This is a genomic window from Jatrophihabitans telluris, assembly GCF_023516435.1.
In the GTDB taxonomy this organism is placed as follows: Bacteria; Actinomycetota; Actinomycetes; order Mycobacteriales; family Jatrophihabitantaceae; genus Jatrophihabitans_A; species Jatrophihabitans_A telluris.
The window spans coordinates 4,082,531-4,097,150 of record NZ_CP097332.1; the positions used below are offsets into that span (position 1 = coordinate 4,082,531).

The 14,620-nt window shown below is 68.2% G+C and carries 13 protein-coding genes; 6 read left to right on the plus strand and 7 right to left on the minus strand.

Features of this window, described 5'->3' with window-relative positions; genetic code table 11:
• Positions 1-344 precede the first annotated feature (344 nt).
• The 5 genes from dnaK to M6D93_RS18870 all read left to right on the plus strand — a co-directional run bounded on the left by dnaK (position 345) and on the right by M6D93_RS18870 (position 5,813).
• Entirely contained in the window at positions 345-2,210 is a 1,866-nt protein-coding gene (gene dnaK, locus M6D93_RS18850; protein ID WP_249771698.1) for a molecular chaperone DnaK, read from the plus strand.
• Positions 2,210-2,866: a nucleotide exchange factor GrpE gene (grpE, locus tag M6D93_RS18855; RefSeq protein ID WP_249771700.1), complete on the plus strand. Its 657-nt coding sequence runs from the start codon at positions 2,210-2,212 to the stop codon at positions 2,864-2,866. The genes dnaK and grpE overlap by 1 nt, the downstream gene beginning before the upstream one ends.
• Positions 2,867-2,920: 54 nt before the next feature.
• A complete protein-coding gene (locus M6D93_RS18860; protein WP_249771702.1) occupies positions 2,921-3,898 on the plus strand; it encodes a DnaJ C-terminal domain-containing protein in 978 nt (325 codons plus the stop codon).
• Entirely contained in the window at positions 3,898-4,347 is a 450-nt protein-coding gene (locus tag M6D93_RS18865) for a heat shock protein transcriptional repressor HspR (RefSeq protein ID WP_249771704.1), read from the plus strand. Before M6D93_RS18860 ends, M6D93_RS18865 begins: the two co-directional genes overlap by 1 nt.
• Positions 4,348-4,565: 218 nt before the next feature.
• Entirely contained in the window at positions 4,566-5,813 is a 1,248-nt protein-coding gene (locus M6D93_RS18870) for an alpha/beta hydrolase (protein WP_249771706.1), read from the plus strand.
• On the opposite strand, the gene M6D93_RS18875 is transcribed toward M6D93_RS18870, so the two are convergent.
• The 7 genes from M6D93_RS18875 to M6D93_RS18905 form a co-directional block, all read right to left on the minus strand.
• On the minus strand, positions 5,782-6,543 hold the full coding sequence (locus tag M6D93_RS18875; protein WP_249771708.1) for an alpha/beta hydrolase: 762 nt from the start codon (positions 6,541-6,543) through the stop codon (positions 5,782-5,784). The two genes, M6D93_RS18870 and M6D93_RS18875, sit on opposite strands and share 32 nt — an antisense overlap.
• 569 nt (positions 6,544-7,112) lie before the next feature.
• Entirely contained in the window at positions 7,113-7,823 is a 711-nt protein-coding gene (locus M6D93_RS18880; protein ID WP_249771710.1) for an urease accessory protein UreD, read from the minus strand.
• An 11-nt stretch (positions 7,824-7,834) separates the two neighbouring features.
• Positions 7,835-8,539: an urease accessory protein UreG gene (ureG, locus tag M6D93_RS18885; RefSeq protein WP_430667249.1), complete on the minus strand. Its 705-nt coding sequence runs from the start codon at positions 8,537-8,539 to the stop codon at positions 7,835-7,837.
• Between the two features lie 22 nt (positions 8,540-8,561).
• Positions 8,562-9,281: an urease accessory protein UreF gene (locus M6D93_RS18890; RefSeq protein ID WP_249771712.1), complete on the minus strand. Its 720-nt coding sequence runs from the start codon at positions 9,279-9,281 to the stop codon at positions 8,562-8,564.
• A gap of 14 nt (positions 9,282-9,295) precedes the next feature.
• Positions 9,296-11,035: an urease subunit alpha gene (locus tag M6D93_RS18895; RefSeq protein ID WP_249771714.1), complete on the minus strand. Its 1,740-nt coding sequence runs from the start codon at positions 11,033-11,035 to the stop codon at positions 9,296-9,298.
• Positions 11,032-11,385, minus strand: a complete 354-nt coding sequence (locus M6D93_RS18900; protein ID WP_249771716.1) for an urease subunit beta — start codon at positions 11,383-11,385, stop codon at positions 11,032-11,034. Before M6D93_RS18900 ends, M6D93_RS18895 begins: the two co-directional genes overlap by 4 nt.
• On the minus strand, positions 11,382-11,684 hold the full coding sequence (locus tag M6D93_RS18905) for an urease subunit gamma (protein WP_249771718.1): 303 nt from the start codon (positions 11,682-11,684) through the stop codon (positions 11,382-11,384). Before M6D93_RS18905 ends, M6D93_RS18900 begins: the two co-directional genes overlap by 4 nt.
• Positions 11,685-11,975: 291 nt before the next feature.
• Between M6D93_RS18905 and clpB the strand changes: the two genes are divergently transcribed.
• On the plus strand, positions 11,976-14,588 hold the full coding sequence (gene clpB / locus M6D93_RS18910) for an ATP-dependent chaperone ClpB (RefSeq protein ID WP_347343708.1): 2,613 nt from the start codon (positions 11,976-11,978) through the stop codon (positions 14,586-14,588).
• The last annotated feature ends 32 nt before the right edge of the window (positions 14,589-14,620 follow it).

The window sequence follows — 14,620 nt, forward strand, 5'->3', positions numbered from 1 at the left end:
GCTCTTGCGGCTCGGCCGGCCTGGCTGCGGGCGACGCTCGCGGCCCGGCCCAGGGTGCCGTGGTCGGCGGGTGTGGCCGGCGTGCCGGCACCGACGTCGGTCGGGGTCGTGTGCATGGCTCTGACCGTAGGCCGAGCACCGCGCCTGCTGCCCGTGACGCGGCTCACAGCGAGCCCGGGAAGTTGAGCGTACTCGACTCAGTTCTTTTGACAGAGGCCCGCGCGGGTGAGCACTATGGAGCAGTCCCACCCGTCTGGCGCCGCGCACGATCCCGCACAAACCCGCACGATCCTGCACCACCGACAGACACCAACAGCAACACCCGAACCAATAGAGGAGTTCCTATGGCACGCGCGGTCGGTATCGACCTGGGCACCACCAACTCCGTCGTCGCCGTTCTCACCGGCGGCGAGCCGGAGGTCATCGCCAACGCTGAGGGTTCACGCACGACGCCGTCCGTCGTCGCGTTCGCCAAGAACGGTGAGGTCCTGGTCGGCGAAGTCGCCAAGCGCCAGGCCGTCACCAACATCGATCGGACGATTCGTTCCGTCAAGCGCCACATGGGCAGCGACTGGAAGACCGCCGACATCGACGGCAAGACCTACACCGCGCAGGAGATCAGCGCCCGTGTCCTGCAGAAGCTGAAGCGGGATGCCGAGGCCTACCTGGGCGAGACCGTCACCGACGCTGTCATCACGGTGCCTGCGTACTTCAACGACGCCGAGCGTCAGGCAACGAAGGAAGCCGGCACCATCGCCGGCCTCAACGTCCTGCGCATCGTCAACGAGCCCACCGCGGCCGCGCTGGCTTACGGCCTGGACAAGGGCGAGACCGACCAGACCATCCTGGTTTTCGACCTCGGTGGTGGCACCTTCGACGTCTCCCTGCTGGAGATCGGCGACGGGGTCATCGAGGTCAAGGCGACCAACGGTGACAACCACCTGGGCGGGGACGACTGGGACCAGAAGGTCATCGACTGGCTGGTGGAGAAGTTCAAGGCCGCGCACGGCGTCGACCTGACCAAGGACAAGATGGCCCTGCAGCGACTTCGCGAAGCCGCTGAGAAGGCCAAGATCGAGCTGTCCAGCTCGCAGCAGACCTCGATCAACCTTCCTTACATCACCGTCGACACGGAGAAGAACCCGCTGTTCCTGGACGAGACCCTGTCGCGGGCGGAGTTCCAGCGGATCACCTCCGATCTGCTGGAGCGCACCAAGGTCCCGTTCCAGAACGTCATCCGTGACGCCGGCATCCCCGTCGACAAGATCGATCACGTCGTCCTCGTGGGTGGTTCCACCCGCATGCCGGCCGTTGTCGAGCTGGTCAAGAGCCTGACCGCAGGCAAGGAGCCGAACAAGGGCGTCAACCCGGACGAGGTCGTGGCTGTCGGTGCCGCGCTGCAAGCCGGCGTGCTCAAGGGCGAGGTCAAGGACGTCCTGCTGCTCGATGTGACCCCGCTGTCGCTGGGTATCGAAACCAAGGGCGGCATCATGACGAAGCTGATCGAGCGCAACACCACGATCCCCACCAAGCGTTCGGAGATCTTCACCACCGCGGACGACAACCAGAACTCGGTTCAGATCCAGGTCTATCAGGGTGAGCGGGAGATTGCCTCCTACAACAAGAAGCTCGGCATGTTCGAGCTGACCGGTATCCCGCCGGCGCCCCGCGGCGTGCCGCAGATCGAGGTCACCTTCGACATCGACGCCAACGGCATCGTGCACGTCTCGGCCAAGGACCAGGCCTCGGGCAACACCCAGGGAATGACCATCACGGGTGGATCCGGGCTGTCCAAGGACGAGATCGACCGCATGATGAAGGAAGCCGAAGCCCACGCCGACGAGGACAAGGCGCGCCGGGAGGCCGCCGAGGTTCGCAACTCGGGTGAGCAGCTGGTCTACCAGACGGAGAAGTTCATCACCGACTCCGGCGACAAGATCCCGGCCGAGTCCAAGACCGAGCTCGAGACGTCGCTGGCCGAGTTGAAGACGACCTTGGCCGATGCCGGCGCCACCAACGAGGCGATCACGGAGAAGACCCAGTCGTTGAACGAGATCTCCTCGAAGATCGGCGCGGCGATGTACGCAGCCACCGCACCCAGCGCTGACGGGGCCGCCGGTAGCTCCGACGGGACCGGACCGGCTGCTGGCGAATCGGCCGACGACGTGGTCGACGCCGAGGTCATCGATGAGGATGGCAAGGGAGCCTGATGACCACGCCCGGAAAGGGCGATGGAACTGGAGCTGGGGGCCGTCCGAACGTCGGCTCCCAGCCCGGTTTCACCTTCGCCGACAAGCGGAAAGTCAACCCGGACGGTACGCCCAAGCCCGAAGCGGCGACCACCGACGAGCAGGGCCCAGCCGCGGCCGAGCCCGTGGTCGAACTGACGGACTCAGGCTCGGGTTCCTTCGAGGAATTCGAGAAAGCCCTGCAGGAAAAGGACGATCTGGCCACCGAGCGGTTGGCCGACCTGCAGCGACTGCAGGCCGAGTACGCCAACTACCGCAAGCGGGTCGAGCGGGATCGCGACGTCGCCCGTGAGACCACCGTCGCCGCGGTGGTCGAATCGTTGCTGCCGGTGCTCGACGACATCCATCTGGCTCGCCAGCACGGTGACCTCGACTCCGGGCCGTTCGTCAGCATCGCCGAGAAGCTGGAGAATGCCTTGGCCAAGTACGGCGTCGAACGATTCGGCGAACCGGGCGCGCCCTTCGATCCGGCCGTGCACGACGCGCTGATGCACGTCGAGGAGGAACTGGCCGAAGGCACCGAGGTGACCACGGTGGTCAGCGTGCTCCAGCCCGGATACAAGATCGGTGATCGCGTCGTGCGCCCGGCACGCGTCGCGGTGGCCGACCCGAGCTGAGCCCGTCGGCAGTGAGATTCATCAACGAGCACCCAGCAGGAAGGGAGGACGCCCATGGCTAACCAGGATTGGTTCGACAAGGACTTCTACAAGGCTCTGGGCGTCAACCCGGACGCGTCAGACGGCGACATCAAGAAGGCCTACCGCAAACTGGCCAAGGACCTGCACCCGGACAAGAACCCCGACAACGCCGAGGCCGAGCAGCGCTTCAAGGAGGTCAGCGAGGCCTACTCCGTTCTCGCCGACGCCGAGCAACGCAAGGAATACGACGCCATCCGCACGATGAGCCACGGTGGCGCCAGGTTCACCGCAGGGGGCGGCGGCCCGTCCGGATTCTCCGACGATGTCTTCTCCGGTTTCTTCTCCCGGCAGTCCGGCCGCCAGCCCGGGGGCTCGGCCACCAGCATGGACGACCTACTCGCCGGACTTTTCACCGGCGGCGGCGGGGGATTCTCGACCGGCGGTGGTTTCAACCAGCCGGCCCGGGGCACCGACGTCGAGGCCTCGGCGTCGTTAACTTTTCGCCAGGCGGTCTCGGGAGACACCGTCACCCTTCGCCGGGCCGACGGCACCACCGTCACGACTCGCGTACCGCCGGGGGTGCGGGACGGACAGAAGATCCGGCTGCGCGGCAAGGGCAATCCCGGTGCGGCGGGCAATGGCGATCTCATCCTCACCATCGCCGTCGAACCGCACCCGGTGTTCGGGCGCGACGGCGACAATCTGACGATCACCGTTCCCGTGACCTTCGATGAGGCAGCCCTCGGCGCGCAGATCACCGTACCGACGTTCGAGGGTTCGAGCGTCACGGTCAAGCTCCCGAGCGGTACGCCGTCCGGACGGACCCTGCGGGTCAAGGGCCGCGGTGTGCAGCGCAAGGAGGGGACCTCCGGGGACCTGCTGGTCACCGTCTCGGTCACGGTGCCGCAGAAGCTGGACGGAGCGGCCCGCGACGCGGTAGAGGCCTACGCCGAGGCCACCAAGGGCGACGACCCCCGAGCGGGGTTGGCCGATCAGGCAAGGGCTTCCTGATGGGCGAGCCGCGTTTCGACGAACACGCCGCCGTGTTCGTCATCTCGGTCGCGGCGGAGCTGGCCGGTATGCATCCGCAGACGCTGCGCCAGTACGACCGGCTCGGGCTCGTGTCACCGGGTCGGACCGCCGGCCGAGGTCGCCGGTACTCCGCTCGCGACATCGCCCAGCTGCGCGAGGTGCAGCGGTTGTCGCAACAAGAAGGCGTCAACCTCGCCGGCATCAAACGGATCCTGAAGCTGGAGAACCAGGTCGACGCGCTGCGGTCCCGGCTGAGCGAGCTGGAGGCCGAGCTGGTCGAACGAGCCCGGCTCGTACGTGCGCCCAGCATGCCCGCGCGACGGTTGTTCTCCGCCGGCCGGGAGGGCGAGATCGTCTCCGTCCCGCTCGGGCGCCGTGGATTCGCCGACCCGTCGACCTCACTGGTGGTCTGGCGTCCGCGGCCCTGAGCGATCTGTACGGCATGTTCACCAGTGGGCGCTTAGTCCGTCCCCAGCTCAGGCCGAGGCCCTACCTCGATTACCTGCGGCTGAGCTGAACCCTGGCTGAGCGCGGCCCGCAATGGGCTGTGTATCGGCTGTTCAAGCCCCTGCGCGGACGGCCATGGCGGTTAACTGGGTGCGCCCCGGCAGATCAGCTGGTGGGGACGTTCAAGGAGCCCAGCCCGGTGAGTTCGACGTTCAATCCGACATCGCCCTTCGTTCTCGTGCTCATCTTCGGCGCGGCGATCGGGTGTCTGGTTGCGCTCGTTCTCCTGCGGTGGATCGCGGTCAAGGTCGTGGCCGGGGCGCTGGCACTCGGGCTCGCCACCTTCGGCGGCATCGTTGGGGTCAACGACTACTTCGGCTATTACCAGAGCTGGCATGACGCCATCACCGATCTGTCCGGGCGCAGCCTGAGCACTGGTGGGGCACGCACGCTGGCCCAGAGCGCCAGCCAGAGCACTCCCGGCATTCCGCGCGGTCGGATCGAGCGCGTGACCATCACCGGCGCCGCCAGCAAGATGACTCGAATCGCCTATGTCTACCTGCCGCCGCAGTACGACCAGCCGGCGTACCGCCGCACCCGCTTCCCGGTTGTCGAACTTCTGCACGGCACGCCGGGCCGGGCGGCCGACTGGATCGTCTCGCTGCACGCCAACACCCTGGTCGACCGGCTGATCGCCACGCGCCAGATGGGACCGGTGATCCTGGTGGCCCCGATGCTGCGCGACAGCAACACGCCACAGGAATGCCTCGACACTCCCGCCTTCCTGGACGAAAGCTTCACCACCAAGGACGTCCCGGCGTTCGTCCGTCATCACTACCGAACCGCGACCGACGGAGCCGAGTGGGGGCTGTTCGGGATATCCGGCGGCGGTTACTGTGCCGCGAACATCGCCTTACGGCACCGGGCCAACTGGGGTGCGATGGTGTCGATCGACGGCTATTACCTTCCCTCGGACGGGCCGGCGGGCAGCGTCGTCAAGCGGTTCCCGAGCGTGGCTGCGGCCGCCAACCCGATCGTCACCGCGGACCACCTGCCGGTCGGCGCGGCTCCACTGCCGTCCATGTGGCTTTCGGTGGGGACGGCCAACAGCGACGACATCACCGAAGAGAAGCTGTTCGTAGCGGCCATGAACCACCTCGAGCAAGTGCACGTGACCACACTGATCGGGGGCGGGCACACGGGTTACAACTTCCGCCAGACAATGCCGCAGGCGATGGAATGGATCTGGGGCCAGCTGGCTCCGCCCGGGTTGCGCGTGCAGTTCCCGATCAGCGGGCCGCCGACGTCGACGGTGCAGAAGCGCATCCCGCCACCGCCGGGCAGGCTACCCACCGGCACTCACAAGCCCAGGAAGCACACCTCGAAAACCGTTGTGGCCAAGGGCTTCCGTCCGGTCAAACGCGCCAGCCCCGCCCGAGGTAGGTAGCGACATCGGACAAGGTCGCGATCGCCCACTGACCGTTGTGGGCGCCGGGCGTGCGGACCAGCTTGTACGGCGCACCGACCTTGGCCAGCAACACCCCGTACTGGTCGGCCGCGCGAGCGGTCAGCGGGTCGGTGTCCTCGGCGGCTTCGGCCAGGTACCAGCGCAAGGATGCGGCTCGGTCGACCAGCGCGCTGGGATCATGTGCGTCCTGATCGGCCTGCGACGTCCCGAAGACGCTGTCGGGATCGTCGAGACGGAAGTACCCGGCCAGGCTGGCGACCTGGGCGTAGAGGCCCTGGTGGCGTAGGGCGATCGAGGCCGCGGCGAACGCGCCCATCGAGAAGCCGCCGATCGCCCGCATCCCTCGCGACCGCGGGTGGGCGCCTTCTACCGCCCGCACCGCGGTGACCGTCACGAACGTTTCGAGCTTGTCTCTGCCGTCGGCCGAGTCGGCCCATTCCGCGTCGCCGTTGGCGGTCGGGTTGCCGTCGGGACAGGCGAGGATGAACGGGGCGGTCCCGTGCCGGAACTCCGTGGTGAGTTCGGCGGCCGAGGCTGCGGTACACAGGTTGTTGGCGTTGCCCGGCAGCCCGTGCAGGAAGTAGAAAACCGGCAGCGCGGCCGGGTCGGCCACATCAGGAGTGAAGACCTCGATACGGCGGCGGGTCGTGCTGGATTCACCGGCGACCCGAGCCACGATCGAGCGCAGCGCCCCGGGGCCGGCTCCCACCGGCTGGCTCGCCTGCGCGGGCGTGGGCGATGCGCCTGCCGTCGCGCTCGCCGCGACACTGCCTGTCGCGCCGCTGGAAGTGTCGGTGGTGTTTGCCCCCGTTGCTTGACTGGTTTGCGTGCCGGCGGTGCCGGAGGCCGGTGAAGCGCTGGTGCCGGAGGCCGGTGAAGCGGAGGCGCCGGTCTGGGCGGGGATCGTGCCTGCGGGGGCGGGAGCGCAGGCCGTGAGCACAGCTGTAGCAATGAGGCAGCTGAGACCGCTCGCCGACAGCAGCGACCACGGGCGGCGGGGGTGGGCGGTCGCAGGCATCGCTGAGGAGTCTGCCGTCCGAGCCTGAGAATGAGCTGTCGGGTCGAGATAGCTTGTGTTCCTACTGACCACATACTGAAGTGCTCTGCTCTGTGATCTCAGGTGATTGCGCGAGCACCCTCGGCATCGTCCATCCTCGTACAGTCGCCCAGGGGTCCATCAAAGCCATCCCAGGCCAATGCGCCTGACGCGCCCGGGAGGGGCGGCGCGAACCGACCGCGGGGCGGCGCGAGCCGGACGGACGTCGACAGCGGGCGGCGTCAGCCGCTCACGGGAAGCGGAACGGCGGCGCGAAGTTCGGCCATGCTCGCCGCCGCCGTGGCCGCATCCGTCGACAGCACGGTGAACAGGACGGTGCAATCGTCCACCCGCTGCGCCACGGCGCGCGGCGAGTCCACTACCGTCCGCGCCAGCACCCCGGGGCCCGTCATCACGGCGCTCGACAGCACACGCTGACCGTCGAGCACTCCTACCCAGGGCGACGGATCGCGTAGGTCGATGCTCTGGACGAGCAGGGGAGCGCCGTCACGTCGCACGGACCAGCGCAGCCGCGCCAACCCGGCGGCCTCACCACTGCGGCCCAGCACCAGGGTCTCTGACCACAGCATGCTGGCCGAGTCGGCAAGTTCGATGCACACCTCCACGTCGGCCGCACCGCCCGCGGCGACGATCAGCGGTGGCGGTTCGGCGATCAGTTCAGCCCCGTCTCCCAACCGGATCACCGAGCGCTGCCGGGCCGTGCCGGTTCCGTCCCCCTGGGCGATGCTCGCGCCGGAAGCCGACAGCCGCACACGCGCGCCGTCCCCTAGGCTCAGCCGGAATTCGACCTCGTCACCGGCGAGCGGTCCGGCGGCACTGCCGACCAGGCACAGCGAGCAGACGTCCGGTTCGGCATCCTGGATCCGCCGGACCGTCAGGGGCGGCCCGCTCACCAGTTCGCGCAGGACGCCACCCTTCTCGACCGTCGCCACGACCACGGTCCTCACCGGACGAGCAGCTCGTTGCGCACCTGACGGACCCACTGGGCGACGCCGGAAGCCGCAGGGTCTTCGACGAGCGATGTGAACAGCACCGGGCGCGACTCGCGAACCGCGTTCGCGTCCCGATCCATGACCGCCAGGCTCGCTCCGACCAGCGGGGCCAGGTCGATCTTGTTGATCACCAGCAGATCCGAGCGCGTCACACCCGGACCGCCTTTGCGCGGCACCTTGTCGCCTCCGGCCACATCGATGACGAAGATCTGGCGGTCGATGAGGCCGTAGGAGAAGGTCGCCGTGAGGTTGTCCCCTCCGCTCTCGACGATGATCAGGTCGAGGTCGGCGAAATCCTCCTCCAGGCTCTCAACGCAATCGAGGTTGGCGGAGATGTCGTCGCGGATCGCGGTGTGGGGGCAGGCGCCGGTCTGCACGGCGCGGATCCGGTCGGAGGCCAGCACTCCGGCTCGACGCAGAAACTCTGCGTCCTCCTCGGTGTAGATGTCGTTGGTGACCACCGCGAGGGACAGCTCGGAGGCCAGCGCCCGGCACAGGGCGGCGACCAACGCGGTCTTCCCGCTGCCGACGGGACCGCCGATGCCGATCCGAACCGCCGTGCGTCCAGCGGGCAAGCCGACCTCAGCCCGTCCGGCCGGCGCGGCGAACTGATGATCGTGCGGGCCGTTCGGGTCGTAGTGCCGTGGCGCGGCCATCAGACCGGCGCGATCGAGACGATCAGGACGCAAAGAGACGCACCTCCATACGAGCGTGGACGTCGGCCAACAGCTCGATGGCCGGAGCGGAATCGGCAGGAAGCTCCTCGGGACGACCGTACGCCAGCATCGCGAGGTCGGCAGCATGGTCGGCGATCGCCCCTATCTCGTCGGACAATTCCGCGGTGACGGCGTGCACCGCGTACGGGTCGAGCCCGAGCAGGCGAACGGCCGCCGACGCCGGCCCGGTGCACCCGAGCAGGGCGGCGGCACGGGCGGCGGCACGCGAATCGCCTCCGGTCAGAGCGGTTGCGGCGCCGAGCACGAGGGGGTGGTGCGGTGCTGGGCGCGGACAGCCAGACCATGCATCGGTCGTGCGGACCTGGGCGTCGGGCACCGTCGCCCGCAGCAGTCGCCGCAAACCGCTGCCCAGAGTGCGTGACGACGCGCGCGCGGCCTCGCTGGGCGTCCGGGCCGAGAATTCCGCGTCCAACAAGCGCCAGTGCCCTGGCTCGCCGTCATCGAGCCATAACCGGCAGGCATAGGCGGCGCAGGACGCGGCGACGCCGGTCGCGGTCGCGAGCCTCCCACGGAGGAACTCGCAGACGTCGGAAGCGGCGGAGATCCACCCGGCCGCGACGGCGGCTTCCATGCCGGCGGAGTGGCTGTGTGCGCCCGCCGGAGAACGGGAATCGAGGAGCAGCAGCAGCCGCAGCGGCAGCTCGAAGTCGGTCGTCGACATGCTCAGCCCCCTGCTCAGAAGAGGAAATACCGCTGCGCCATCGGCAATTCGGCCGGTGGCGCCTCGGTGATCAGTTCGCCGTTCACGGTCACGGCGAAGGTCTCGGAATCGACCTCGATGCTCGGCAGGGCGTCGTTGTGCGGCAGATCAGCCTTACTGAGCCTTGAGGTATCCCGGGTGGCCACCAACGGGCGATCGGACTCCCACCGGTCACCGAGACCGGCCTCCAGCGCCGCCGGCGACACGAACTGGCGCCCGAGCGGCGCCGGCAATGCACCGAAGGAGCCGAACATCGGGCGCGGTAGTTGCGGCTGCGGAGTAGGGATCGAGGCGTTCGCGTCGCCCATGTTCGCCCAGGCGATCACCCCGGACTTGAGCACGAGTTCGGGCTTCACGCCGAAAAATGCCGGATCCCACAAAACCAGGTCGGCGAGTTTGCCCGTCTCCACCGAGCCGATCTCGCCATCCAGTCCATGCGTGATGGCCGGAGCGATGGTGTACTTGGCCACGTAACGCATCGCGCGATGATTGTCGTTACCCCCGTTGGGCCCCACGCCGTCGCCGGCCAACGCACCGCGCCCGGCCTTCATCACGTGCGCGGTCTGCCAGGTGCGGGTGATCGTCTCACCGATCCGTCCCATCGCCTGGGAGTCGCTGCCGATCATCGAGATCGCGCCCAGGTCGTGCAGGACGTCCTCAGCCGCCATGGTGGAGGGCCGGATTCTGCTTTCAGCAAAGGCCAAATCCTCGGCGAGGGACGGATTGAGGTGATGGCAGACCATCAGCATGTCCAGGTGCTCGTCAAGGGTGTTGCGCGTGAACGGGCGGGTGGGGTTCGTCGAGGACGGCAGGACGTTGGCAAACGAGGCCGCCTTGATGATGTCCGGAGCGTGGCCGCCGCCGGCGCCTTCGGTGTGGTAGGTGTGGATGGGCCGATCGGCAATCGCGGCCAGGGTCGATTCCAGGTACCCGGCTTCGTTCAACGTGTCGGTGTGAATGGCCGTCTGCACGCCGGCGGCAAGCCCGACGGTCAGGCACGCATCGATCGCCGCCGGGGTCGTCCCCCAATCCTCGTGCAGCTTGAACCCGGCCGCGCCGGCGCGAAGCTGCTCCCACAGTCCTTCCGACGACACCGTGTTTCCCTTGCCCAGCAGGACGACGTTCACCGGCCAGGCCGTCATCGCCTGCATCATGGCCTGAATCCAGAACGCCCCCGGCGTGACCGTGGTGGCCTTCGTCCCGTCCGCCGGGCCGGTCCCGCCGCCGATGATCGTGGTGATTCCGGCCGCCAGCGCAACGGGAATCTGTTGCGGCGCAATCAGGTGAACGTGGCTGTCGACCCCGCCCGCAGTGAGGATCTTGCCGTTGCCGGCGATGATCTCGGTCGACGGCCCGATGACCAGCTCCGGCGTCACGCCGTTCATCGTGTCGGGGTTGCCGGCCTTGCCGATGGCCACGATTCGTCCGTCGCGAACGCCCACATCGGCCTTGACCACGCCCCAGTGATCGAGAATCACGACGCCGGTGATGACCAGATCCGGCGTTCCCTCGGCGCGGGTGTTGACCGCCTGCCCCATCGATTCGCGGATGACCTTGCCGCCGCCGAAGACCGCTTCGTCACCGGCCAACGCGCCCGGCCCCCCGGCGAGATCCTCGGTGACCTCGATCAACAGATCCGTGTCGGCCAGCCGGACCCGATCACCGACCGTCGGACCGTACAGCGCGGCGTAGCGCCACCGCGGCAGGCTGCTCACGCGCGATCACCGCTCTCGTCGGTGATCGCGAACTCCGGACGCAGTCCCGGCACCAGCCGTCGCCCGGCGAGCTCGACCAGCGTCACCGTCCGCGCCATGCCCGGCTCGAAGCGCACCGAGGTGCCGGCCGGGATGTCCAGGCGATAGCCGCGGGCGGCGTCCCGGTCGAAGGACAGCGCGGGGTTCACCGCGCCGAAATGGTAATGACTACCTACTTGGACGGGACGATCACCGGTGTTCTCCACCGTCAAGTCCAGGTGGTGGCGGCCGATGTTCAGCGCGATCTCGCGGTCGGCGGGCAGGACCTCGCCCGGAATGCCGCGGCCAGGACCCGGTTGCCCGGCGTTCATACGATCGGCCCGTGGACGGTGACCAGCTTCGTCCCGTCCGGAAACGTCGCTTCGACCTGAACGGACTCCAGCATCTCGGCGATGCCCGGTATCACGTCGGCGCGGGTGAGCACGGATCGGGCACTCGACATCAGCTCGGCCACCGTCCGACCATCCCGCGCGCCCTCGAGCACGTACGCGGTGATGATGGCGGTGGCCTCGGGATAGTTCAGCTTCACGCCCCGAGCCCGGCGTCGTTCGGCGAGGTCGGCGGCGTAGCTGAGGAGTAACCGTTCCTGCTCGTGTTCGGTCAGGCGCATCGGGCCACCCTAAGTCGAAGCAGTTTCCTCTTGGTTAACCCGGCCCCGGTCCGTCCGCCCCCGGACCATTCGGCCCGCACCATTCGGTTTTCGCGGCATGGACCATTCGGCTTTCGCGGCCCGGATTCCCGAATTTCGCCCAGAAATCGAGAATTCCGGCCGCGAAAGCCGGGTGTCCGGGGGGTGTCCCGGCGGGGTGGGGGCGGGGGTGATAGTTGAGTGGAACAGACTCAACTTTTGGTGCGTTGCACTGGATAGCCCACAGACCCCGAACACAGGAAGGTATACAACCTGACCATGGACCTGACCACTCGCAGCCAGCAAGCGATCTCGACCGCTGTGCGCAGCGCCGCGGAGCGAGGCAACCCGGCCGTCGAGCCGTCTCACCTGGCCGCCGCGCTTCTCGATGACGAGCAGGGCCTGACCCGTCCGATCCTGCAGGCCGTGGGCATAGACCCGGCGAACCTAGCGCGGTCCGTGGACGCCCTGATGTCCAAGCTGCCCTCGGCCGCCGGTTCCACGGTGTCCGCCCCGCAGGCCAGCCGCAATTTGCACACCGTCCTCAGCACCGCCGAGCGCATCGCCAAGGACGCGACCGACGAGTACGTCTCGGGCGAACACCTGCTGCTCGCGCTGGCCGAGGTCGACTCCGACGCCGCGGTCGCACTCAGGGCCGCCGGCGCCACGCCCGAAGCCCTGCGCGCCGCGTTCACTCAGGTGCGCGGTTCCTCACGCGTGACCACCGCCGACCCCGAGGCCACCTACCAGGCGCTGGAGAAGTACGGCCAGGACCTCACCGCCCGCGCGCGCGAAGGCAAGCTGGACCCCGTCATCGGACGTGACTCGGAAATCCGCCGAGTCGTCCAGGTGCTGTCCCGCCGGACGAAGAACAACCCTGTCCTGATCGGTGAACCGGGCGTCGGCAAGACCGCCGTCGTCGAGGGCCTGGCCCAGCGCATCGTCGCCGGCGACGTCCCGGAGAGCCTGCGCGGCAAGACCCTGATCTCGCTCGACCTCGGTTCGATGGTCGCCGGGGCCAAGTACCGCGGCGAATTCGAAGAGCGACTCAAGGCGGTGCTCAACGAGATCAAGGACTCCGACGGCCAGATCGTCACCTTCATTGACGAACTGCACACCGTGGTCGGCGCCGGGGCAACCGGTGAGGGCGCCATGGACGCGGGCAACATGCTCAAGCCGATGCTGGCCCGCGGCGAACTGCGCATGATCGGCGCGACCACCCTGGACGAGTTCCGCGAGCACATCGAGAAGGACCCCGCCCTGGAGCGGCGGTTCCAGCAGGTACTCGTCGGCGAACCATCCGTCGAAGACACGATCGGCATCCTGCGCGGGCTGGCGGGCCGTTACGAAGCCCACCACAAGGTGCAGATCGCCGACGGCGCACTCGTTGCCGCGGCTACGCTGTCCGACCGCTACATCACGAGCCGGTTCCTGCCCGACAAGGCCATCGACCTCATCGACGAGGCGGCCTCGCGGCTGCGGATGGAGATCGATTCCCGGCCGGTGGAGATCGATGAGCTGCAACGCTCGGTCGACCGGCTCAAGATGGAGGAGATGGCCCTGGCGCGCGAGAGTGACCCCGCCTCGATCCAGCGCCTCGAGGTGCTGCGGGCCGAACTGGCCGATCGCAGCGAGGAACTGAACGCGCTCAACGCCCGCTGGGAGCGGGAGAAGACCGGACTGAACCGGGTGGGCGATCTGAAGGAGAAGCTCGACGAGTTGCGCACCCAGGTCGAGCGGGCACAGCGCGACGGTGACTTCGAAACCGCCTCACGGCTGCTCTACGGCGACATCCCGGCCACCGAGAAGGAGCTGGAGGGCGCCTCTGCGCTGGAAGAGGCGGTCACCGATGGCGACGTGCTCGTCAAGGAAGAGGTAACCGCCGACGACATCGCCGAAGTGGTCGCGGCCTGGACCGGAATTCCCGCCGGTCGGCTCATGGAAGGCGAAACCGCCAAGCTGTTGCGGATGGAGGACGCCCTCGGACGTCGCGTCAAGGGCCAGCGGCAAGCCGTCCAGGCGGTCTCGGACGCGGTTCGACGCGCCCGGGCCGGGATCTCTGACCCCAACCGTCCCACCGGATCGTTCCTGTTCCTCGGCCCCACGGGCGTCGGCAAGACGGAGCTGGCCAAGGCGCTGGCCGAGTTCCTGTTCGACGACGAACGTGCCATGGTGCGCATCGACATGAGCGAGTACTCCGAGAAGCACTCGGTTGCCCGCCTGGTCGGCGCACCGCCCGGTTACGTCGGTTACGACGAAGGTGGGCAGCTCACCGAGGCCGTCCGGCGCCGGCCCTACAGTGTCGTGCTGTTCGACGAGGTCGAAAAGGCACACCCGGACGTGTTCGACGTCCTGCTGCAGGTGCTCGACGACGGACGCCTCACCGACGGACCGGGCCGGACGGTCGACTTCCGCAACGTGATCCTGGTGCTGACGTCCAACCTCGGCTCGCAGCTGCTGGTGGCCGAGCTGGCGGAGCTGGACAGCGACCCGCTCGTCGCTCGTGCCAAGCGCAGCGATCTGGTGCTCGAGGTCGTCCGAGCACACTTCAAGCCCGAGTTCCTGAACCGGCTCGATGACATCGTCGTCTTCGATCAGCTCACCACCGAGGAGCTGGCCGGCATCGTCGACGTGCAGCTGGCCTCGTTGGGCGCCCGGCTCGCTGGTCGCCGGCTGACCCTGTCCGTGACCGAGACCGGGCGTGAATGGCTCGCGCTCAACGGGTTCGACCCGCTGTACGGGGCACGTCCGCTGCGTCGGCTGATCCAGACCGCGATCGGGGACCAACTCGCGAAGCAGCTCATCGCGGGCGAGATCACCGACGGGGACACCGTGTCGATCGACGTGAACGACGACCGGAGCGGCCTGGTCATCAGCGCGAGCTGATCCCTCCGGGCGCGTCGTGTTGCGGCCCCGGG